We start from the raw sequence: 21,812 nt of genomic DNA, 5'->3' as shown, positions 1-21,812 counted from the left end.
AGCCGATCTTCTCCGCAGGGACATCTGCCCAGCTCACGCCCTTGCACAGCACGTAAACGATGCCGCGCAAGGCAGCGCGGTCATCCGCCGGCAACCGGCCTGGGTACCGTCGACGCCGCGGTGGACGAGGAGAGAGCAACAGGGCAACACGTTCCCACAGGTCATCAGGCACAAGATCATCCGGCACTCGAAGAACTCTGCCGCCATCAAGCCCAACTCCCAAGCCCCACACGTCAACTCATTCTGAAATGATCAGTTAGTACTCCAGCAGCGGTTCGTGACATGAGCTGGTGGTTGTCGTTGTCCTGGGTATGGAGGGGATGACTGAAGTCGCTGACTGGGCGCATGAGTTGGGGTCGGCGTTCGCTCGGGTGGCGGACCGGTTTGCTCGGGCGGATCTGCGGTGGCGGATGCGCGACTACGTCCGCGGTCTGCTGGGGCGGGCGACACGCAAGAACGGCTGGCAGCTCGCGGAATGGGCAGGTCACCGCACCCCCGACGGCTTTCAGCGGCTACTGAACAGCAGTGTCTGGGACGCGGATGCGCTGCGTGACGACGTTCGCGCCTATATCGCCTAACGGCTCGGGCCGGACGGAGTACTGATCATCGACGACACCGGGTTCATCAAGTAGGGCACCACCTCGGCCGGAGTGGGCCGGCAGTACGCCGGGACCTCCGGGAAGATCGACAACTGCCAGATCGGGGTGTTCGCCGCCTATGCCACCGGCTCGGGCCGGGCTCTGGTGGACCGGGAGCTCTATCTGCCCAAAGCCTGGACGTCCGATCGTGACCGCTGCCGGGCGGCGAAGATCCCCGACGAACGTGGCTTCGCTACCAAGGGAGAGCTGGCCCGAGGCATCGTCCGCCGCTGCCCGGCCGCTGGTCTGCCCGCCAAGTGGGTCACCGCCGACGAGGCCTATGGGCAGGACTGGCACTTTCGCCGCCTGCTCGAGCAGCTCGACATCGGCTATGTGGTGGCGGTGCCCACATCGCAGCAGATCAAGTCCCTAGCCGGCATCTGGCGCATCGACCAGCTGATCGGCGAAGCACCCGGTGAGGCCTGGCAGCGGCTGTCCTGCGGTGACGGTGCCAAGGGTCCACGGGTCTACGACTGGGCCGCAGCCAAGCTACCCGCCAACCTGATCTTCGACCCCGATCCGCCGACCCATCACCGCTGGGTGATGGCCCGCCGCGACCTGTCCGACCCTGCTGACCTGGCCTATTACCTCGCTTACGCACCCGTTCGGCAGCGAGACCGCCGACCTGGCCCGGGTGGCCGGCTCCCGCCGGGCGATCGAGGAGTGCTTCCAGGCCGCGAAGAACGAGTGCGGCCTGGACGAGTACGAGGTCCGCCGCTATGTCGGCTGGTATCGGCACATCACCCTGGCCATGCTCGCCCATGCCATCCTGACCGCAATCGCAACACAACCCCAAACCATCGGCGAGGCCGCAAAGGGGGCTGCAGAAACGGATCAGCCTCGGTCCCGCTCACCGTGGCAGAGATACGGCGGCTCCTGGACACTCTCCTGCCCCACCCGCGGGCCGACCGCGATCCAGTCACCCACGTGCTGAATTGGTCTGCCTGGAGAAGACGCCGCCAGGCCGTCGCCCGCCGCTGCCACTACCGAAAACACAGCTCAGGACACGAACCGCTGCTGGAGTACTAGGGCACTGGAACTCGGCACACCGTGGAAAGACGCGACCCCGATAGCGAGGCGTAGGGCCTACCCGTAGGGATCAGGCAGGTGACTGATGCCGTGCAGCCAGGTGATGGGCACCTCGGCCACCCAGAGGAAGGTGCGAGGGCCGGGTCGCGTACCTGAAGGCGTTCGGCTATCCCCTATGCCACACGAACTGCTGATGTATCTCGCGATCGCGGCCGCAGTCGGCCAGCAGCGCACCCGGGCGTCGGGGCGGCGGCCGAGGAGTCCGGTAATAGCTGCCGCCCTCTTGTGCCGGAGCGGCGGTGGGGCGACGTCGTCGTGGCTTGTGCCGGTCGGACAGAAGCTTGACTGGCTGCGGGCGGTGATCCGCGTTTCCCCGGTCGGGGCTATCCGGCGGGGCTCGTGTCCCAGACACACCGGCCGGGCGCCGTCGGCACGTCATCTCCAGGCCGAGGCCCAGTCCGCGGAGCAGGTGCTCGTCCGATACCGGTGTGCAATACGGTCAGCTTCGCGGCACGCTTGCCGGTCTGGCACTCGCCGCGGGCCGGCCTCATCCCCAGAGCAGCGCAGGTGCCGAGGGCTGCGCCGTGCCCGATGGCACAGTCGGCCGCAGCACCGACGCTTGCGGGCAGGGGTTATTGGCGGAACGGTGAACTTCGTGGAGGGGAGGGCCGTATTATGTACGCAGGGAAAATTTCAAACCGCTAAGGGGATTTACCGCCATGCCCTCATTCTCTCCGTTAGAAATCACTGCAGGTGTATACTGCTTTCGTCTAACTTCGGATGAGCGCGATAAAATGACTTCGCCTGCCATCGCAGAACGCATTTCCTCTGAAGTGAACGACCTGCTTTCCAAGTCTGGCTTGCCGCCGGTGACCACCGCAACCATTGCTACATATGTCGACGACCCTAAAATCGTCCGAATTGTGGCCAGCATGCGGAAGGCGGCGCAGGTTTTGGCGGAGATCGATAAGCGTTACGATCGCCTCCGAGAGGCGGCCGAGAACAGCGAGCAAGCGCAGTCGGTTGTTAATCGGCACGAATATGCCCGTGAAGCGATTGCGTTTTTCAAGACCCAGATGGAACCATCCGTGGGTTTCAAATTGAATAGTCCCGTCGTGGAAAATAAGGACCAAAACTACCTTGAGGACGGGAGAGGGTATGTTCAGAAGTCATTGAACCCTGCCCACTTCTACAATAATAAGGACCTGACTTCCTTTTTTGCGACGCTACATCCGGTGCCTGGAAGCGTCGCCCCACAGTCACCTCCTGCCGCCCCCACTCAGGTCACCTCCCCGATCAGAGGCAATTCTGCAACTCGTAGCCGTGGCGGCGGTTCGCCGACGAAGTAATGCCCGGCTGTACTGCCGAAGAAGGGTCACCCAAACTCGTTCTCGTTGTAACGTAACCGCAGACGTCGCCGAGCAGCAGCTTTTGATCTCGGCGCGTTGCGTAGGGGTCACGCGATGACGAGCAAAAAGGCGATCGATACCTACACTCGATCTTTCATGACGGTCCGTCGGCTTCTTCGGCGGGCCGTTTCGGTTGTTCGGGTTGATGGTGGGCAGGTTGATGGCCCGGCTGTCGCGTCGGGTGTGCGCCGGGTTCCACGGCTCCGGTCGGGGTAATGCTGCTCGCAGGGACGGGAATGTGCTGCTCAACCGGGGTTCGGGAGAACGTCGAGTCGCGCCAGGGCGTCGGTGATCACGTCGGCCCAGGGCCAGTGGCGTGCGAACCTCAGGTGCCGGTGGCGGGCGGTCGTGACGATCTGGGAGGCTGCGGAGAGAAGGCGGAACCGGAGACGGCGGGGCTTCCACCTGCGGATTTCGCCGGTCAGAGCGAGCATCGGCATCCAGACCAGCAGGTCCAGGGCGAGCTGGACGATCTCCAGCCAAATTCGGTTCTGCGCGGTGTCGTGCAGGGGCAGGTTGCGCCGGCCGGTGGCCCGCGCGGCCCGGATGCGGTCCTCGGCCCGCGCCCGCCGGCGGTGTCGCAGCTCGAGTGCCGCGATCGGCATGACGGTGGTGTTGGTCGACGAAGCATGTCAGCCGCAGTCCGTCGGTTCGGTGATCCTCAACTGGGCTCCGGGATGGGGCCGTTTCTTGCGGACGATCAGCCGCATGCCCTTCGGCCAGCCCTTGAGGCAGTCGCCGGACAGTTCGGCGACCCAGGCGCCGTCCCGGATCTCGCCGCCGGGCTCGGTCGCTGCCGTCCAGGCCGTGGCAGGAACTTTGAGGACGGCCGGGTGGCTCTGCTCGGTGATGGTCCTGCAGACCGAGTACGAAAGCCACCGGCCGCGCTGGGCGAGCCAGGCCACGAACTACTGAACTTGATTGAGTGATGTCGGGGCCCGCCGCAGGGTGGCAGGGGCCAGGCCGCGCCGTCCCGGTGTGGCCGGAGCACGAGGATGATGGTTGCGTGATCCGAGACTTCCCGCCGTTGCCGTTGCCCCAGTACGCCGTGGTCCGTATCGGCTGCTCACCAGGGGTGCCTGCCGAGATCGCCGCCGATCTGCGGGAAGTCGGCGTCCCAGCAGGGCTGATCGGTTATGAGTACCAACCGCTGTCTGAGGCGACGCTCCTGGACGGGATCGGTGAGAGCGGGTTGGTCGTCTTGGGGTCCAGCGGCCTGTTCGGTCGGCTCGGCGTCGATGTGGCTTCGCGTCGCGTCGTGCAGATCCCCAAGATCGGGTCCGCGACGGCCTGGCATGTGAACAGGCACCTCGGGGCCTTCCACCGGTGCGTCGCGGGCACCATCGCCCGCTTCCCGTTCTACGAGGAAGACGAGGAGGACAGGTTCCAGGAGGTGGCGGACGAGCTCCGTCGGCTCCTCGCTGCTCTCGATGCCACCGCACTCGCAGACAACGGGTTGTGGGAGACCTTGTGCGATGACGTGGCGATGGGCGACTACGCGAACTGGGAGGAGGAATGAGTCACGTCAGTCCTCAAGGTGCAGGCCGGTGGTTGCGAGGCAGCCATCGACGAGTTCTGGACGGTACTGGATCCTCTTGAGCCGACGTTTCACGGCTCGGGTGATCTGAGTGAGGTCCCCGGCGGCGAGGTTGCCGATCTCCCGTTTGACCAGTGACCAGATGCCCTCCTGTGGGTTGAGGTCCGGGGCGTAGGTGGGCAGGTGGAACACGGTGAGCCACTCGGCGTTCGTCTCGATGGACGCACGCATGTCAGCGGTCAGGTGCAGGCGGAGGTTCTCCCGGACCAGGACGATCGGGCCGCCGAGCTGGATGCGGGCGCGGACGATCAGGTCGCGGAAGTCGCGCCAGCCGAAGCCCTTCGGTTCGTCCTTGCGGCCGCGATACTCGCGGATCGAGTAGATCAGCCGGGACCGCTCGCCCGGTTTACAGCAGGTCATGCCCGCCATCGACACCCGCCCGGAGCTGCGGCCCCTCACGCTCACGACCGGGGTCTGACGATCCGGCCCCAGGTTCTGGCGCGCGGCGGAGTCATCGACTGCCCGGCCTCGTCTTCGAGGACGATCCAGGCCCCGCGCTCCGCCGCGATGCTCTTACCCGCGGCCAGGTCTCCTTCTTTCATACCTCGACTGCGTCGTCATCGCGCTCGATCGCCCGCCGAGTGGGCTGCTGCAAGCTCCGGCCGTGCCGCTACAGCAGCCGCCAGGTGCCCTCGACCGTGTAGAAGACATGGAACAGCCGGCCGACGAGCGTCTTGATCCGTGCCAGAGTCCACCGCTGGTCCGACCAGCCGTGAGTCAGCGGACCACGCTCCAACTCCCCTTCCAGCCTGGCGGCCTGGGCCCCGGGGAGGGGGTCGGCGTGGCCTCTGCGCGGGCCTGGGGATGGAGGCTCCGATTGCCGGAATTGGTGGCGGGTGTGAGTGTGAGGGCACTTCGGAACCTTCTCCTCGCGTATACAAGGAGTAGGCTTCTAGGGTGCCTTCACACCCTCCGGATAGCACGCACCTCAGACAGCTCTCGGCCCCGGACGGATAGAGCTACCGAGGGTGGCGAGTTGGCGTGTCAGCCGGTGAGGCCGCGCTTAGCGAGTCAGCGCCCGAGGGCGAACGTTGGCTGGGGATCGCTGAGCTAGGTTGCCGGTGTGTCCGGCACTTCGGGCAGGAGCTTGAGAAGGCGCAGCTTCCGGAACAGCCTGGGAGTGAGCGGCCTGAATTAACTGGTCAGGCGTGGAGGAACCAGACATGGAGAGGTCCGGCGTGGAGAGGCTCGGCGAAAAATCTCCGCCCCTGCGCGTGAGCTGAGTCATCAGGCCTTGCCCGATATCCGACAGAGGGATGAAGTCATTCTCCACAAGCTCTCGGCGGTGCGCAGTGATAACTTCCCTTAACTGGTCACGCAGCGAAGCAACCCGCTGCTCCGATGCGGTGGCAGTGTCGTTCAGGAGAGCGCGTCCTTGGTCACTGGCGAAGAGGAAATCTCGTACGTGCTTCCACTCTGCGTGAAGCACGTCCTCTCCGTACTGCTGCTCGGTACGCCCCGCCAGGGCGAAGTCAAGGAGAAGGGCGTTCCTGACCGAATTGCCAAGGTCGGGCATGGTGGCCTCTCATGAGACGTCGAGACTTCACTAAGCCTCGCTCATCCAGCATATGAGCCGGAACTGATGGGTTTCCTACTGGATCGTGGGGCGGACGTGTCGGGCGGTGACAAAGTATAGGCAACCGAAGCGGAGTTGGCGCTGCCTACGCTGCGGGAGGCGCCTGGTCTCACGGGCGAGATCGTCGGCTGACGCGGCGCGGGCGGCGTGAATGTGATGCTTCAGGTCGGCGTTGAGCGGCTAGTCGGGATCGAACTCGGTGCTATAGCCAGGGGCATCGGCTGCAGCTCGGCGTTCTCAGCGATCCGAGCCCGTACCGCCTTGCTGCGGCATACCGGGTGCCGGTCGGCGATCACGTAAACCTCCCGCCACGCCTGGCGGCAAGGCGGTCGGGGAACGCGCAGAATGCCGTCGCGGAGTACTTGCTGAAGAAAACGCAGAACCACAAACCGTGTGAGGCGACGGCGGACATGATGTTGACCTTGGAGCGCCGGCCGTTTGCCCACGGATCTCTCGGAAACCCCAAACACCTTGTTTGTCTGGCCGTGCGTCCGCACCACGCCCCGACTCCAGCGCACTCACTACCCGCAACCTCACATCCTCCTGCGCGGCGGGCGATAAATGCCGCAAGTTCTCACCCTCGATCAACGTGCAGGCAACCCAAGAGTTAGGGCTCAGTAGACGTTAGAGACCACATTTCGGAGGCTGGTGGACCCGAGTGGTCTGCTGCTGGTGGTGAGCCCTAACCTGCTGCACATGAGTGGCCTTGCCCTGGGGCGCGCTCTGGCCTTGTATGCAGGCCTTAGCGGCTTGAGTGAGGGAGGGCTGAGGGGTGGTGGAACTGTCACTACTCGCTCCCTCCAGTCCCCTCAGGCCGCCATGCCCGGAGTGAGGACGATATCCGGTTGTAGGTTCAAGAGGCTCACGGTGGCCCGCAGCGTATGCGGGTGACGAAGCGATGCCGGCAGTCGGCAGAGCCTGGTGCAGGGCAGCGGCCGCCGCCATACAGCGGACGGCCGGATCTGGATGTGCCTCCATGGCCTGTACCTCATTAATCCAGGCAGTATGCGCTCGACGGGGGTTCGGAGCGGTGTATATAGCCTCAGCAACTTCAGAAATCGTCGATTGCGAAAAGCGGTGAGCGTCGAGCGCCGCTTCCGCCATCTCACGTACGGCCACGTTCGGATGGCCAGCCGCCATAGAGCTGACTTTGTGGACCCAGGAATGCTCGGCGTCCGTAGCTGTTCCCTGGTCCTTTTTCGTGTACATAGCCTCGGCCGTGGCAGATGCCGACGCCCGGGGATATTTCTTGGCCGCGATAGCACCTCTCGCCATAGCGCGTACGGCTGGATTGGGATGCCTAGCTGCTATGACGCGAGCCTGCTCGTCCCATTCGGCGGATGCTTCCTCTCTTTCTCTCCTGACACCCTCTATCGCGCATGCCGCATTACGCGACATAGAACTAGGCATGGCTTCCTTGCTATAGAGTCATAAGGACAGATGCATGAATGCGCAAAATGCACCCTGCGCTTTGTGGTGATCTTTACTAAATTACCGTCTAACTGGAACCTTCCCCGCCTTCGTGCTTGGATAAAAGGTCTGTGTTCGGCTGTTCCACATTAGGAAAACCTTGCACGTCTGTTTCGGCACCCTGCTGCACAATGTCACAGCTCATGGACCGCCTCTGCACCGGGATCTGTATACCTTGCTAGGGTCCGGCGTTAAAGATCGCAAGGAAACGCCGAGATGGAACTACGGAAAAAACGACCTAACCAACCTGCTGTCGTTCCACTCGTTGACCTGCTGACGGTTGAATGGCCCGGTCTGGAGCGAGGTCATCACCTTCGAATCTGTGATGTGCAGCCACTTCACTGGGCCGGCCAGGGGATCTCACAGCCATGCTGAAGAAGACTCAAACACTTCTATCACCCCCATCACATTTACTGCAGCCGAAACTGATAGGAGCTTAGCGCCTTCCGGTGAGCCGTAGCCTGCTGGTCCGGGTGGCCTCAGAAGCAAGGAGGGGTTCAATCAACCTGAGGGGCTTGGGCTGTTAAGCCGAAGGTACAGGGTGAAGTGACGCGTAGGCCTGCGGTCCTACTTGCTAGTTGCCGCGCGTCCTGCAGGTCGCGGATGCCTAGATCGTAGAAGTCACTCACTACCGCAAGCAAATTGTCCGATTCTTTTCCGTAGTTAAGCTGCTTCAGCACTGGAGGCAGGTGGCTACTCAAGCCAGTAAGGGCTGCGCGGTGGGCATTCGGCGCCTTTCGCTTTTCGCGGATTACGTCAGCTGAGACGTACATTCGCTTCTTTCCCCAATGTTGTCTGAAATTTTCATCATCGATCTGTGCGACTCCGGTATGAAACCGAAATCCTCCGCCCCGGAATCGCTTGGAGTCCCTTCACAATAGACGGGTATTACCACATGGTCCTGGAACTCCGACGTACGTTTCCGATGGCTTGACGGGCGGGAGCCGGGGTGCCGTGCTCGCTGCTTTTCTTCGCTACCTGGGTCGGGATGAGAGGAATGTAGTATGCAGCCAGCGCCGTTATTCGTTGATTCAGTGCCCTGACTGCTTTCTCAGCGCCGTCGTCCCAAGCGATATTAGATATACGCGGCTCCGAGGTAATAACCCGCCGCTGGCGCATCTGTTGAGAGATTGGGATAGCGTTCGCATGCTTGACCACAGCTTGACTGAGCCCTTTTTCCCAGCATTCGCGCCATAGCCGCTCAGATATCACGCGGTCCTGCCCAAGATCAGAAAGTTCATCGATGCATTGACGGGCGTTGACGCGAGCTACGCGATCCCGATCGTGCATCAATATGTCCGTATTATATTCAGCGTTGGGATAATCCCAACGCTGAATTCTATCTACTGAATCCCTGCTCGACTCGTGAACAATACACCGCAACACTGTTCTAGCAGAAATCTCAGCCTGATCCATCAGGTAATAATTCAACTCTTCGATCAGTGCGACTTGTCGAGGCGTTGGGGAATGGGCCTTCATCAACCCAAGAGTAGACTCAATTCCATGTGCGTAAGCATGGCGGGAGTAGTTGTGCACAAGGGCCGCATTCTGCAGATGATGCCACTCATCAGGGACAATAGAAATATGTTCAGCCGCCAGGGCACTGAACCGGTTAGCCCAACTATCTTGCCACACCCGCACAGGGTCTCTCTCGATGTCGATGAGCGGGAGCTTGGCCCGACCGAGCACGGCGTTGTGCCTCTCGAGCGATTCTTTGTACTGCCCGAGCCCAACGATGCTCTCCATTACCCCTTCACGGCATTCCTCATCCAATTTGCACATGAGAGCCTTGGAATGGTTACTCCAAGGCGTTCCGTTGTCGAACTGATCTCGTCGAGAAATGGGAAGTATGCACCTGAAAGCCGCTAGTGCCGAAACCTGCGCCTGGCTGGCAAAGTACTTGTACTCGTCTTCCCGTTTCTCAAGCTCTGTGCGCCTGTCGGTCGGGGGCCATACTGGGGTCTTCTGGGTCATGTCGTCTGAGGCATCTAGGTGAGCCACGAAACCCCTTCTCCATGTCATTGCGGCTAGCTGAACTAGTTGGTCGTTGCGCTGGGAATGCGAATCTTTAGCCTCACCCACACTTGCTGGAACCGCTGCACCGGCTAGTGTGGTTTGGGTGATGCGGGCGCAACCACCGAAGCCTTTCATTCAGGTTGACCATCGTCATCCAAGCCCTTCTCGGAAACCTTCAATGTCCATTGTGCACTTCTCAACTTTACATCTGATTTATGGCCGCCACATCGGGACCCGATCCAATATTCAGAGTCGGTGGTGTCCTGAGTCGCTAACAAGTTGGTGCGTGGTGCCGGTGGGGCGTGTTTGTTCTGTTCACGGCGCCTGTCAGGCGGTGACCTGCGGTCTGATACCAGGGGGGCGATGGCCTGGTAGGTGTCGGGAAGGCGGTCGCGGTTCCAGACCGGTACCCAGTGGGTGCACCTGCCGGAGAAGTACGGCAACTGGCGGGGCGTCTACAACCGGCTGCGGATGTGGGCCGTCGACGGCACGTGGGAGCGGGTGTTCACCGCCCTGGTGGCCCAAGCCGACGCGGACTAAGACGTCAGCTGGGCCGTCTCGGTGGACTCCACGATCGTGCGGGCTCACCAGCATGCGGCCGGGGCCCGTAAAAAGGGGCCCCGGCCGGCGAGCCGGACGATCACGCCATCGGCCGGTCCCGCGGCGGACTCACCACGAAGATCCACCTCGCGGCCGACGGCCGGTGCCGGCCGCTGGTGTTCGTCCTCACCGCCGGAGAGGCCGGAGATGCACCCGCCTTCGCGGACGTCATGGCCCGCCTGCGCGTTCCCCGCCCTTTTGGACGGCCCCGCACCAGGCCGGACCTGGTCCTGGCCGACAGGCGTACTCCTCCCGCGCGATCCGCGGCCACCTGCGCAGACGCGGCATCCGCGCGGTGATCCCGGAACGGGCCGACCAGCAGGCCAACCGGCGGCAGCGCGGGCGCGCAGATCCCGCGGTTCCGGCCCGCGCTCAGCCCGGGTGTCGGCTCGTGCAGCACCCGTACGGGAAACGGCCAGTCACCGTCGCGTACAGCGTCCGCGACCGGCCGGACGGGTCCGGGCAGGTCGTTGTCAACGACGATCGCTTCCCTCTGCCCGCCGGTCAGCGTCTGGGCTGCCAGCGCATCGAGCAAACTCCGTACGTTCGCCGTGTTTCCGCGTGTGCTGACGACCACGGACACCAGCGGCGTATCCGTCTGTGCCATCGGTTCTCCTCTCGTCTCACGGTGGGTCCCGCTGCCGCATGTCGTGGCGGCAGAAGACGAGAATGGGCTCAACTGTTCGACCCAGTCGACCGGTTAGAGGGGGTCCCGAAGGGGTCCCGTATCCAAGTACGTCACCGTTCGTGTGCGCTGAGTGATTGGATTGAGGCGTGCAAGAGACCACACGTCACCCGCTGGTGCTGGCGCGGCTCGCGCTCGGCATGACGATGGATGAACTCGTCTCCGGGATCCGCGCCGCGGCCATCCGGCGTGGTCTGCGTTCAGGCACCGACGAGGCACGAGTGCGTAAGTGGCAGCGCGGCATCAAGCCCAGCGAGGAATCGCAGATCTACATCGCCGAAGTCCTCGGCTGGCCCGCGGACATCGTCCGCGCCGACGACTGGCCGAACTGGCTGCCACTCACCGCCGACGGCGTGGTCCCGTTCGGGCCCGACAGCTCCGAGCCCGCCCTGAGAGAGGCCCTGCGAACAGCGATGGACCGCCGTACCTTCTTCACGATCTCCGGCGCCACCCTGTCTGCGCTGGCCGCGGACTGGGCTGCCGGCCCTACGAGCGCTCTCGCCCAGGCCCGCGACGGCAAACCCCTGACTGTCACCCTGACCAGCGGAAACCGTCACGATGTCACCCAACTGACGCCACTGCTGGACGCGATCGCCCACATCCGTGGGATTCGCGGACGGCCACGTCACCGGCCTCGCCGGCTGTTCGCCGACCGCGGCTACGACTACGACAAGTACCGCCGTCTCCTACGGGCCCGCGGCATCACACCGAAGATCACCCGGAAAGGCACGGCTCACGGTTCCGGCCTGGGCAAGACCCGTTGGGTCGTCGAGCGGACCTTCGCCTGGCTCCACCAGCTCAAACGACTCCGGATCCGCTACGAGATACGCGCCGACCTCCACCTCGGCCTACTCCAACTCGCCTCCAGCATCATCTGCTTGAGACGACTGCGGACCTCATTCTGAAATGATCAGTAAGTCGCGACAGTCTACTAGTGATCTGAGTCAGAGATTCGTTGGCAGTGTGCGGCGACTTTGTCGAGGATCTCGTCGGCGGTCTTGGTCCAGACGAAGGGTCTTGGGTGCTCGTTCCGTTCGGTGAGCCAGGCTCGGATGTCGCGTTCGAGGGCCTGGACCGAGCGGTGGACGCCGCGCTTGAGCTTCTTCTGGGTCAGCTCGGCGAACCACCGCTCGACCAGGTTCAGCCAGGACGCGCTGGTCGGCGTGAAGTGCAGATGGAACCGCGGGTGAGCCGGCAGCCACTTCTTGATGTCGGGTGTCTTGTGGGTCGCGTAGTTGTCCAGGATCAGGTGAATCTGCAGGTCGTCCGGGACTTCCTTGTCGAGCTTGGCCAGGAATTTCCTGAACTTTGCCGCCCGGTGGCGGCGGTGGAGGGAGCCGATGACCTTGCCGGTGGCGACTTCGAGGGCGGCGAACAGGGTCGTGGTGCCGGCCCGGACATAGTCGTGGCTGCGGCGCTCCGGAACACCGGGCATCATCGGCAGGACCGGCTGGGAGCGGTCCAGGGCCTGGATCTGCGACTTCTCGTCCACGCAGAGAACGAGCGCCTTCTCCGGCGGATCGAGATACAGACCGACGACGTCGCGGACCTTGTCGATGAACAACGGATCGGTCGACAGCTTGAACGTCTGCGACCGATGCGGCGCCAGGGCGAACGCCCGCCAGATCCGCGAGATCGCCGACTGCGACATGCCAGTGGCCGCGGCCATCGACCTGGTCGACCAGTGAGTGGCGTTCTTCGGCTTCTCCTCCAGCGTCTTGATGATCACCCGTTCGACGTCGACGTCGGTGATCTTCCTCGGGACGCCGGGCCTGGGGTCGTCGCACAAGCCGTCCAGGCCGCGCTCGATGAACCGGCGCCGCCAGGTGCGGACCGTGTCCGGAGCGATCCGCAGCCGGCGCGACACCTCCATGATCGAGTGCCCCTCGGCGCACTCCAGCACGATCCGCGACCTCTGAGCCAACGCCTGGGCCGTCGTCCGGCGCCGTAACCAGCCTTCCAGCACAGCCCGCTGGGCATCAGTGACCGACAACGGCGCAATCTTCGGCCCCGGACGACTCATGCCCAACTAACGACGAATCTCCGGCTCAGGTCACTAGCGGGTCAGCTGCTTCCAGCGTTTGTGGTCGGCGAGGGCGTGTTGGACGGTGATTCGTTGTGAGGAGTGCTCGTGCCGCTGGTGTTCGTTGACTCGAGGAAGGTCAGTGTCGCGCCTGGTCGTAGTCTGCGGGTCTGGGTCAGAGCCTTGCCTCGGTGGTCTCTGCTCCGGCCGAGGTAGCCGTCGTCGAGGAGGACCTCGCTGCCCGAGGTGCGTTGCACCTACGCACCCCGCGGCCGCCGCTCTTGCGGCACCGGCTGAACTGGGAACGAGCCGGCATGGCCGCCGCGCTGGGCTACGACACCACTTCTGTGATCGAGGTGCTGGAACAGATCAGGGCCTTCTACGCCGGTGAGCCGCTGGTGTTGGTGTGGGACGGACTGTCCGCCCGGAGCCGGGGGATGCGGGCCTGAGCGGCCGAGCAGGACTGGCTCACCCTGGAGCGGCTGCCGGCCTACGCACCCGAACTCAACCCGGTCGAACTACTGTGGCCGGCCATCAAGACCCGCGAGCTGGCCAACCCCGCCGATGTCGCCGAACGCGACATCCACCACCGAGTCTGCTCCAGCGAGCAACTCCCACCGTCCTTCCTCACCCACCAGTCTGACCATTCACTCCCAAACACCACAAAATTGACGAGAAGCTCAGTAGGCGCTGTTCCTCGGATCACGTGCGGAGCCAGTCAAATGAGTGCTGCGAGGGTGACGGTGCCCAGGAGATGTAGGACCGCTTTTCGCAGCGAGCGGCGACGGCGCGGAAGCTTTTCAAGCGGTCGATGGCACGTTCGACGGTGTTGCGCTTCTTGTAGTATTCGCTGCCGAAGCCGGTGGGCCGGCCCTCGCGGGAGCCGCGGTTTCGCCGGTGTCTGCTCTGGTCACGCCGTTCGGGAATGGTGTGGGCACTACCTCGCTGCCGCTGGCAGCGGCGGTTGTGCCGCGCTGTGTAGGCCTCGTCTGCCAGGACGAGGTCGGGTCAAGTGCGCGGCCGCCCGGATCCGACGCGGGGCCCGACTATCTGCTGCGGTGCTGCCTCGAGTTGAGGGCCGTCACCGTAGTGGCCGGGGGTCAGCAGGAGCGCGAGGAGCCGGCCCCCTCCGTCGTGCAGCCGCCACGGAAGCGTTCCTGACATTCGCCGAGGCGACCACCTCCTCCAGCCGGACGGCCCGGATCAGGCTGGTTCTTCCCTGAAGGGGCCCTCTTTTGAGGAGTCGCGACGGACGGTGTTCTGCGGGCGCCGGCAGCGTGCTGATGGGCCCGCACCGCGGTGGAGTCCACCGGTACGTCCCAGTCGACCCGACCCGCCGCGTCCTCCGCGGCCTGGATCTTCGACAGCAGCGTCTTCCAGGTTCCGTCCGCTGACCAGCGGAGATGATGCTTGTAGACGGTCTCCCAGGGCCCAAAATGCTCGGGCAGGCCACGCCACCCTGGTCTGGTCCGAACAGCACGGCTGGCGCACCGCGCCTTCCCGCCGGCACCCGCTCGGCCAGGACACAGCTTGGACCCCGCCCAGCTTCGACGCGCGCTACGTTACCACCAGCACGACCTGAGCAGCCAAGGACGTCGTCCAGGCCCTCGTGGAGTTGAGCCAGGGCCGCGCCTGCTGAAAGTGGCGCGGCCGTCGGTTGAATCGATGCCACGAAGACGGCGCACGCATTGTTGCAGTACTACGACCAAACATGAACTGTTACACGCGCGGAAACCTGTATGGCGTGAGAAGCAGCTCAGGAGCGGCAAGCGGCGCAATAAATTAAGAGAAGAGGGATTTTTGTGACGTTTCCCATTCCCACGGGTCTGGACCAGCAGGAAAATGAGATGCAGGGAAATGCCATGTTCACACATGTGCCGCACCCTGATGCTGCCACAGCGACGGCCAATCTCATAGCCATCCTAGGTCAAGACAAAAATGCCCACGCCCTAGCAGTCTTTTTCGGGCTGAAGGGCTCGCAGGGCCTCGGTTACGTGATAACGAAGGATAGCAAAAACCCAGATAACGGCCTGCCGAAAAGGCACACGCAGGTGCATCTTAATCGGCACCCGTACCGCATTTTCAACATCGGAGCGCGGGTGTCACAACTTGCGATACAGAGCAGTGTCCTGAAGACATCCCCGGGTGAGGAACTGATTCTAACGACGATGGGATACTCCGTTGAACTCGGAAAAATCGTAGACCTCAATACATCGGGCCAAAGGAACGCCGATGCGCTTCGCGTGGTATGCGGAGTTGGCGACTGGGAGAGCCTGGGCGAGGTGATCAAAGGGAGTTACAATAAAGAAAGGCGTCTGCCACTCCAATGCACAGTTGTTAGGCTCCACCAGTACTCCAGACCCGTCAACATTGGACAGCGGGTGTCGAATCTCCTATCACCCAGCAGCTGCGCGAGGGTGTCGACTGAGGAGGAAGTGGTACTGCGAGCGCTAGGACATGCCGTCACTGAGAGGGAGCGGATTCTCATTCCGTGGTGGCGTGCCGGTGGGATCGGCACGGTTGATCCGCTCGGTGCGTGTCGGGTGGGCGCCGCATCGGGCAGGCCGAACGATGAGCACACTGGAGTGGCTGCCTTTGCGGCAGAGCCTGGACCGGCCGCTTTCCCGTTCCCCTACCAGGCCGTCATGACCGCTGGCTCCGCTCAGCCCTTGGACGCTCCCTGGACATGGCGGGGCCTGCCTGCCCACGCCGCGGGGATGCCGGCACCGGACGGCCGGCCCGCGTCCTACCCCTGGCCTCGAAGCCACGAGCAGCCCGCGCCCATAGATGCACCCGCGGCCATGTGGTCCGCCGCGCAAGGCCAGTCCGCCCCCTGGCAGCCCCATCAGGTTCCTGCCCACATGGCAGAGCCCAGGTGGGCCGCCTCCTCTTACCCCTACCAGCCCGCTGGGGCTGCAGGCCCCTCCCACCCCCTGGCCGCCGCCCCTTGGACACAGCAGGGCCTGCCCGCCCATCCCGCAGGGACGCCTGCACCCAACAGCGCGACCCTGCCGACCAACGGGCCCTACGCCCACCAGCAAACACTTCACCAGCTAACCGCAATCGATCCCGCCGCGAACCGGGACGTCTCCCGGACCCACCCGCAGCACATCACGGCCGCCGCAGCAGCCACTCCCCCAGCACCCATACCTGCCGCACTCAGGCAAACCCGAGACCCCGGCTTGGCTGCATCCCCGACCACGGCCGCCGCAGCCGCCGAACACCCCCTGCCGGCACCCGCCACAGAACTCGTGAATCTGAAAAGGGATAACCCCGTAGCCTACAACCTTCTCAAATCCACCCTCCGCCGACCCCCCTCACCGCGTAGCCACTGAACCTGAAATAAGCCCTCTCCCTATTTTCTGGCTTTCGCTGTGTGCTGCGCAGGTTTGTTGAGCGGTGAGCAATCTCACTGCCCACCGATAGCTGCCCCGTTCCAAGGGACCGGGGGCAGGACCTGGTTCCACAACAGTCTGCGGCCTCCTTTTCAAGCACAGGCAATGGCCCGGCCCCGCCAAAGCTGCACGGGGCATCACCCATGCGGACCCACGCACCCATGCCGCTCCCTAGCCTTGCTGCCCGGGCCACAGGCCCGTTGGCCTCATCGCGCAGCGGGGCCGGCCCGAGTGGCTGGAGCGCAGCGCAGGCCCCCCGCCTGCTCCGGGAGTGCAGTAGACGGATTGTCACCGGCCCTGCCCTGTGGGGCCGGTGAGGTGGGGTGGGGTGGGTGAGCTTTTTGGGTGTTGGGGCTGTACAGCCGGGCTGAGGGCGTCCTGCCCTCGGTTGTCATCTCAGAGACTGGAGAGTGGTTATGCCTCCAAAGGGCGGGAAGCACCCGGAGAAGACGCTGGAGAGGATGCGGGCGGCGCATCAGGCGCGGGGTAAGGCGGCGCGCAGCGCGGCCATCAAGCTGGGCAGGGAGAGGATGGGTGCGCAGGCACTCAGACGGCGTATATCCAGGTCAAGGCCGCTATGCGGCTTATGTGAGTGGCCCACTTCAATATGGTTCGTCGTGTAGGCACTGAATGTTCTGTGGCAACGCGCGAGCCCTATCGCCCGCCTCATCCGTTTCTGCGCCTGGGAACCCGTCTGACGTAGAGACGCGACAGAACCTCCTACTCTCCTGCGGAATGGAGCCTTCCGGCCCGGTCGTGATCACGCTGTGCCGTGAGGAGCGCAAGCCGTACCCCAGCGACCTGTCCGACGCCCGGTGGGCCCTGATCGAGCCGACCCTGACGGCCTGGCGGAACGCCCGGCTCGAACGCCGCCCCACCGGAAAACCGGCCCAGGTCGATTTGCGCGACGTGTTCTACGCGATCCTCTACCTGAACCGCACCGGAATCCCTTGGAAATACCTGCCGCACGACTTCCCGGGCCACGGCACCGTCTACTTCTACCACGCCGCCTGGCGCGATGTGGGAATCTTCGCCCAGCTCAACTATGACCTGATCGCGCTCGCCCGCGTAAAGGAAGGCCGCAAGCCCGAGCCGACCGCTTCCGTCATCGACACCCAGAGCGTCAAGACCTCAACCAACGTGCCCCTGACCAGCCAGGGAACCGACGCCGCGAAGAAGATCGCCGGGAGGAAGCGGGGTATCCTGACCGACACGATCAGCCTCCTGCTCGCCATCACCGTTGCCGGCGCCGGCCCCTCGGAGAACGCCATGGGAATACGCCTGCTCGACCAAGCAAAAGAGACCTACCCGACCATCACGAAAAGCTGGGTCGACACCGGCTTCAAGAACGCCATCATCGAATACGGCGCACGTCTCGGAATTGACGTCGAAGTCGTGAACCGAAACCCGGAGAAGCGCGGGTTCCATGTCGTGAAAAGACGCTGGGTAGTTGAGCGAAGTATCAGCTGGATTCTGATGCACCGCCGCCTCGCCCGCGACTACGAGACGCTCACGGCCAGCTCCGAAGCCATGATCCACATCGCCTCGATCGACAACCTCGCCAAGCGCGTAACAGACGAAACCACATCCACCTGGCGAGGAACGTACAAGGCGGTTTCGTTTGGATCAGCGGGCGGACCTGACTCAGATCACTAGGGCACCAAGGGTAATTCTCCTAGATCAAATGCCCTCGGAGCTGCCGGAGAAGGAAGGACGGGACGCCGAGCCGTCGGCCTGCGTGATCGACGTCCAGAGCGTCAAGACCTCCACCAGCGTGCCCGCCGCCGGCCAGGGCATCGACGCTGGGAAGAAGATCGTGGGCCGCAAGCGGAACATCGTCACCGACACCCTCGGACTTTTACTTGCCGTGCTGGTCACCGCGGCAAGCGTGCAGGACTCCGCCGTCGGCGCCCGGCTCCTGGACCAGGTCGCCGCCGACCATCCCGGCATCCGCAAGGTCTGGGCCGACGGCGGCTACCGCCAGCACCTCGTCGAACATGCCGCCACCCCCGGCATCGACATGGAAATCACCGCCCGCAAGCCCGGTACCAGGGGTTTCACTCCGGTCCCAAAGCGGTGGGCGATCGAGCGCACCTACGGCTGGCTCATGCTGCACCACCGCCTGGCCCACGACTACGAAACCCTGCCCACCCGCTCCGAAGCCGTGATCCACACTGCCATGACCGACCTCATGGCCCGCCGCCTCACCGGCGAAAACACCATCCCCCGGCGCGACCCGACAGCACAGACCAAATGACCGATTCCGGAATGAAACATCAGGCGAAAACGACCTCTGAGAGGAACCGATCCCGATCACGAGTCAGGTGGGCTGGCGAGCGAGTAGACCCCGCTCCCCAGCCCGCCTGAAGCCCACTCCAAGGGATTAGAGTCCGGCCCCGAAGAACACAGAAGTGATCTTGTTGTCGAAGCCTTCATCCGCGAGGTTGAGGACGTCTCCGCGGACTACCTTCGATTCTCCGGTGCACTTGGGGCCGGACCAGATCACGATGGACGAGTCTGTCTGAAGCGCCGAAGCGATACGAGGACGCGGGACATCGGTGCAGCCAGTGCCGGAAACACCCTGCGAAGCGTTGCTCTCGGAGAACGTGCCCGGGTCGTCGAAGAGAAGCGCGTTGCCGCGGACCGGCGATGGCGACGCGGGACTCGATCCGTTCTCGCCCTGGGCAGGAGGCTCAGTCGAAGGAGCCCCAGAGGGGACGGGTGACGTCGAGCTTTCGCCGTTGCCGGGCTTCTGGGCTCCGCCCTTCCCGATCAGCTGACCGCGCACAGCACCTTCCGGCTTCTCAGCCGTGTGCAGGTTGGAGTAGTAGTTGCTGGGGTTCTGCCGGATCCTGGTCACCGTAGCGGCATCCTGATTGCCGACAGTTCCGCCCACGGAGAAGATGTTCTGCGGAATGGGGCTCGTGAAAAGCGGAATCTGGACCGGTCCGTTCTGACCGAACTTGCCCTTGTGAATGTGTCCAAGCGTGGGCGGCGTGAGATTGACCCATGTCATGTTGAACCCGACGTTACTGCCCGAAGGGCGTAGGAAGGTCACGGCCGCGCCGTCAGGGTCGCCGACCTTGGCGGGGTCCTCGTTGGGTACCTCCTGCCCGCCAGTCATGACTGCGGCGAGACCGGCTTCCCGGCTGAGACCAAGCGGGTTCTGCTGGCCCCGTAGTGTCCGCAGCTGACCGCGAACAGCGCCGGCGGGGTTCGCGGCGTCGTGCAGATTCACGTAGAAGCCGGCAGGGTTGGTCCGCAGCTTCTGAGCGAGTGACTTGTCCGTCACTGTCACAGAACCGACGGCCTTGGTCACCGTATCCGGCATGGCCGTTGTGAATAGAGGAACGCGCACGTCCCCGTTCGTGCCGGCCCGCCCCTCGTGAATGTGGCCGAGGGTCGGCGCGCCGATCCCGCTCCATCGAAGAGAGAAGATGACACGATCGCCCTTCACTTCGATCAGCGCCTCCCCCGAACCGTCCTCGTCCCCAGCACTGGACTGACCAGCAGTCGGGACCTCCTGATCACCCGACAGGCGTGCCTTGAGGAAGGTGGCCTTTCCCCGGGCTGGGGTGATCTGCTGCGCCGCGGTCTTTACGGTCGTCTGGGCGCCGTGGTCTCCATGGCCGCCGTGCGCGACGGCAGGCCCAGCAGTGAGTGCCCCCAGCACAGCGGCCGCGGAAGCGGCGATAAGTGGCTGACGCATTGTGAATCGGAATCCTTACTTGAAAGAGGCCTGAGCCAGGAACTCGTTGGGCGGCACCCGGGAAGTAGCTGTCGCGAGACTGCCTGCCAGCTTCACCTGTGTGCGTGGGAAAATCATTGATCGAAACCGTGCAGGGGCGGCTCCTACTTAACCAGGGAGCCGTCAGGAGCGACAGCGAACCACTCTTCGTCGAGGCCTTGGCCGTTGAGATCACCCGGTACCACGTCGCCGGCGTAGTAATAGAGCGGCCAGTCCTTATAGGAGACCTGCCGGGCGCCCTCGGCTCGATCGATCAGTTCGAACAGCTTGCCGTCAGTACCGCTGCCGGCCTCGGGATCCTTATCGGCGACCAGTGCGGGCCAGACCGCGATGCAGGACTCGGAGCACGCGCTGGCTCCCTCCTTGTCCTTGGTGAATCCGTAAAGAGTACGGCCGGACTGATCAACAAGGATCTTTCCGATGTCCGTCTCGGCCACCTTGACGGTCACCTGCTGCCCTCCGACGGGCCGCTTCACCGAGCTGTCGGGCTCCTCTTCCCCCTGAGTACAGGCAGAGAGACCGAGAAGCGCTGTGACGGCGATCGCGGCTATGGATACGGTCCGAGTACGCATTGTCCTCCTTGGGAGGCGGTTACGAGATTTCTCTGCAGAAGATGGCAGCCAGCCGTTTAATGCCGCCGGATCTTTGCCTTCATCGAGGGATACGCCTCGCGCCCATAGGCGGTTCACGCTTCTCCGGAGCAGACGACACAGAGCGGGAACCTGCTGGTGGCCGAGATCCCGAAATCGATCACGATCGGTGTCTTACGGGCATCTGCAACACCCCAGGACGCAGCACAACGAGAGCGCTGCGACGCTCGGTTCCCCGCGGGCGAATGTCTAACAAGCTCGTGCACGGCAGGCGGCGAGGCGTCGAGCTCCTGGAACGTCGATCATGTTGTGTGGTGGGGAACGCATCTCCTGCAGTGATCGTCAGCGACCCGAGGATCACGGCCTGTCAGCTGACGTGCTCGCTGAACTCATGACGGAGGTCTGGCCGTTGCGGCAGGCACGGCTCCAAGCCAAGCTCGCGACCAGGCCGTGGAAGCGGGCTATAGGCGCAGGTGCGAAGCACCGGCTGGTGTTCGTCGACCGGCGCCCGGCCGCGCTCGTGCGTCTGCGCCATGCCGTCACTCATGACGTGCTGGCCTGCTGGTTCAGTGTGGACCGCTCCACCCTCCCCTGTGCCATCGGGGAGGTGCGGCCCCTGCACGCTGAGCGACGCTTGCCGAGGTCGTCGACCAGCTCGCAACCATCGAGATTACCGGCACCATCGACGGAATCGAGATCCGCGTCAGGCGCCCGGCCGCCTGGCGCAAGGGCCGGCCAAGTTCATCTCCGCCAAGAGCAAGCAGAACGCGGTCAAGACCATGGTTGTCACGGACTGCGACGGCCACGTCCTCTTCTGCAGTCCGGCTCAGCACGACAGCTGCGCAGACATCACCAATGCCCGCCAGTTGTGGCTGGTCAGACATCTGGACGGCGGACCAGCACTGGAGACACTCGCGGATTCCGGTCACCAGGGTCTGGGCGCCTAGGTCGTGTCTCTTTGATGGGTTGATCAGTTGATCGGATGTGCCTGTCCGATTGATGATCACCGATGCGATGTGGGACCGGATCGAGCCGC

General features: G+C 63.8%; 12 protein-coding genes and 7 pseudogenes. 9 read left to right on the top strand and 10 right to left on the bottom strand.

The window, feature by feature from the left end:
* The coding region (locus ACH4C6_RS34240; protein ID WP_398112566.1) for a transposase at positions 1 to 172 on the bottom strand (172 nt) is incomplete at its 3' end.
* Positions 173 to 320: 148 nt separating this feature from the next.
* Between ACH4C6_RS34240 and ACH4C6_RS34235 the strand changes: the two are divergent.
* A pseudogene (locus tag ACH4C6_RS34235) lies at positions 321 to 1,572 on the top strand (IS701 family transposase).
* Between the two features lie 889 nt (positions 1,573 to 2,461).
* Positions 2,462 to 3,016: a hypothetical protein gene (locus ACH4C6_RS34230; protein WP_398112565.1), complete on the top strand. Its 555-nt coding sequence runs from the start codon at positions 2,462 to 2,464 to the stop codon at positions 3,014 to 3,016.
* A gap of 305 nt (positions 3,017 to 3,321) precedes the next feature.
* Here ACH4C6_RS34230 and ACH4C6_RS34225 read toward each other — a convergent pair.
* A pseudogene (locus ACH4C6_RS34225) lies at positions 3,322 to 3,984 on the bottom strand (transposase); the annotation flags it as partial.
* Positions 3,985 to 4,082: 98 nt separating this feature from the next.
* Between ACH4C6_RS34225 and ACH4C6_RS34220 the strand changes: the two are divergent.
* The gene (locus ACH4C6_RS34220) at positions 4,083 to 4,595 is read left to right on the top strand and encodes an SUKH-4 family immunity protein (RefSeq protein ID WP_398112564.1); all 513 of its coding nucleotides are present in this window, start codon (positions 4,083 to 4,085) and stop codon (positions 4,593 to 4,595) included.
* Positions 4,596 to 4,601: 6 nt separating this feature from the next.
* Here ACH4C6_RS34220 and ACH4C6_RS34215 read toward each other — a convergent pair whose 3' ends face one another.
* The 3 genes from ACH4C6_RS34215 to ACH4C6_RS34205 all read right to left on the bottom strand — a co-directional run bounded on the left by ACH4C6_RS34215 (position 4,602) and on the right by ACH4C6_RS34205 (position 9,693).
* Positions 4,602 to 5,033 (bottom strand): transposase, encoded by a 432-nt coding sequence (locus tag ACH4C6_RS34215; protein WP_398112563.1) that lies wholly within the window; start codon positions 5,031 to 5,033, stop codon positions 4,602 to 4,604.
* Between the two features lie 250 nt (positions 5,034 to 5,283).
* On the bottom strand, positions 5,284 to 5,409 hold the full coding sequence (locus tag ACH4C6_RS34210) for a winged helix-turn-helix domain-containing protein (RefSeq protein ID WP_398112562.1): 126 nt from the start codon (positions 5,407 to 5,409) through the stop codon (positions 5,284 to 5,286).
* A gap of 3,198 nt (positions 5,410 to 8,607) precedes the next feature.
* Positions 8,608 to 9,693, bottom strand: a complete 1,086-nt coding sequence (locus tag ACH4C6_RS34205) for a hypothetical protein (protein WP_398112561.1) — start codon at positions 9,691 to 9,693, stop codon at positions 8,608 to 8,610.
* Positions 9,694 to 10,128: 435 nt separating this feature from the next.
* Between ACH4C6_RS34205 and ACH4C6_RS34200 the strand changes: the two are divergent.
* Positions 10,129 to 10,702 (top strand): annotated as a pseudogene (locus ACH4C6_RS34200) (IS5 family transposase); the annotation flags it as partial.
* Positions 10,703 to 10,744: 42 nt separating this feature from the next.
* On the opposite strand, the pseudogene ACH4C6_RS34195 reads toward ACH4C6_RS34200, so the two are convergent.
* A pseudogene (locus ACH4C6_RS34195) lies at positions 10,745 to 10,942 on the bottom strand (hypothetical protein); the annotation flags it as partial.
* A gap of 590 nt (positions 10,943 to 11,532) precedes the next feature.
* Here ACH4C6_RS34195 and ACH4C6_RS34190 point away from each other — a divergent pair.
* Positions 11,533 to 11,925, top strand: a pseudogene (locus ACH4C6_RS34190) (IS5 family transposase); the annotation flags it as partial.
* Positions 11,926 to 11,951: 26 nt separating this feature from the next.
* Here ACH4C6_RS34190 and ACH4C6_RS34185 read toward each other — a convergent pair.
* Complete coding sequence (locus ACH4C6_RS34185; protein WP_398112560.1) at positions 11,952 to 13,043, bottom strand: IS630 family transposase; 1,092 nt, start codon at positions 13,041 to 13,043, stop codon at positions 11,952 to 11,954.
* A gap of 191 nt (positions 13,044 to 13,234) precedes the next feature.
* On the opposite strand from ACH4C6_RS34185, the gene ACH4C6_RS34180 reads away from it, so the two are divergent.
* Positions 13,235 to 13,492 (top strand): hypothetical protein, encoded by a 258-nt coding sequence (locus ACH4C6_RS34180; protein WP_398112559.1) that lies wholly within the window; start codon positions 13,235 to 13,237, stop codon positions 13,490 to 13,492.
* A 269-nt stretch (positions 13,493 to 13,761) separates the two neighbouring features.
* On the opposite strand, the pseudogene ACH4C6_RS34175 reads toward ACH4C6_RS34180, so the two are convergent.
* A pseudogene (locus tag ACH4C6_RS34175) lies at positions 13,762 to 14,572 on the bottom strand (IS5 family transposase).
* Between the two features lie 2,601 nt (positions 14,573 to 17,173).
* Between ACH4C6_RS34175 and ACH4C6_RS34170 the strand changes: the two are divergent.
* Both ACH4C6_RS34170 and ACH4C6_RS34165 read left to right on the top strand, forming a co-directional pair.
* Positions 17,174 to 18,094: an IS5 family transposase gene (locus ACH4C6_RS34170; RefSeq protein WP_398112558.1), complete on the top strand. Its 921-nt coding sequence runs from the start codon at positions 17,174 to 17,176 to the stop codon at positions 18,092 to 18,094.
* A 40-nt stretch (positions 18,095 to 18,134) separates the two neighbouring features.
* A pseudogene (locus ACH4C6_RS34165) lies at positions 18,135 to 18,695 on the top strand (transposase); the annotation flags it as partial.
* A 126-nt stretch (positions 18,696 to 18,821) separates the two neighbouring features.
* On the opposite strand, the gene ACH4C6_RS34160 reads toward ACH4C6_RS34165, so the two are convergent.
* Together ACH4C6_RS34160 and ACH4C6_RS34155 are read right to left on the bottom strand one after the other, a co-directional pair.
* Positions 18,822 to 20,147: a CHRD domain-containing protein gene (locus ACH4C6_RS34160; protein WP_398112557.1), complete on the bottom strand. Its 1,326-nt coding sequence runs from the start codon at positions 20,145 to 20,147 to the stop codon at positions 18,822 to 18,824.
* A gap of 143 nt (positions 20,148 to 20,290) precedes the next feature.
* Entirely contained in the window at positions 20,291 to 20,758 is a 468-nt protein-coding gene (locus ACH4C6_RS34155) for a hypothetical protein (protein WP_398112556.1), read from the bottom strand.
* A gap of 322 nt (positions 20,759 to 21,080) precedes the next feature.
* Here ACH4C6_RS34155 and ACH4C6_RS34150 point away from each other — a divergent pair, with 322 nt between their 5' ends.
* Positions 21,081 to 21,746 carry a transposase family protein gene (locus tag ACH4C6_RS34150; RefSeq protein ID WP_398112555.1) on the top strand — a complete coding sequence of 222 codons (666 nt, stop codon included), beginning with the start codon at positions 21,081 to 21,083 and terminating at the stop codon, positions 21,744 to 21,746.
* The last annotated feature ends 66 nt before the right edge of the window (positions 21,747 to 21,812 follow it).

It is taken from the genome of Streptomyces sp. NPDC017943 (genome assembly GCF_044328425.1).
GTDB lineage: Bacteria > Actinomycetota > Actinomycetes > Streptomycetales > Streptomycetaceae > Streptomyces > Streptomyces djakartensis_A.
Note: the sequence above shows the minus strand (reverse complement) of the source record. Positions and strands in the feature narration are given on the sequence as shown.

What these genes read in the sequence shown, in the direction of transcription:
- ACH4C6_RS34230 (WP_398112565.1), top strand. Translation starts at nt 2,462, where the DNA reads ATGACTTCGCCTGCCATCGCAGAACGCATTTCCTCTGAAGTGAACGAC.
- ACH4C6_RS34215 (WP_398112563.1), bottom strand. Translation starts at nt 5,033, where the DNA reads ATGACCTGCTGTAAACCGGGCGAGCGGTCCCGGCTGATCTACTCGATC.
- ACH4C6_RS34205 (WP_398112561.1), bottom strand. Translation starts at nt 9,693, where the DNA reads ATGACCCAGAAGACCCCAGTATGGCCCCCGACCGACAGGCGCACAGAG.
- ACH4C6_RS34185 (WP_398112560.1), bottom strand. Translation starts at nt 13,043, where the DNA reads ATGAGTCGTCCGGGGCCGAAGATTGCGCCGTTGTCGGTCACTGATGCC.
- ACH4C6_RS34170 (WP_398112558.1), top strand. Translation starts at nt 17,174, where the DNA reads ATGGAGCCTTCCGGCCCGGTCGTGATCACGCTGTGCCGTGAGGAGCGC.
- ACH4C6_RS34160 (WP_398112557.1), bottom strand. Translation starts at nt 20,147, where the DNA reads ATGCGTCAGCCACTTATCGCCGCTTCCGCGGCCGCTGTGCTGGGGGCA.
- ACH4C6_RS34155 (WP_398112556.1), bottom strand. Translation starts at nt 20,758, where the DNA reads ATGCGTACTCGGACCGTATCCATAGCCGCGATCGCCGTCACAGCGCTT.
- ACH4C6_RS34150 (WP_398112555.1), top strand. Translation starts at nt 21,081, where the DNA reads ATGTTGTGTGGTGGGGAACGCATCTCCTGCAGTGATCGTCAGCGACCC.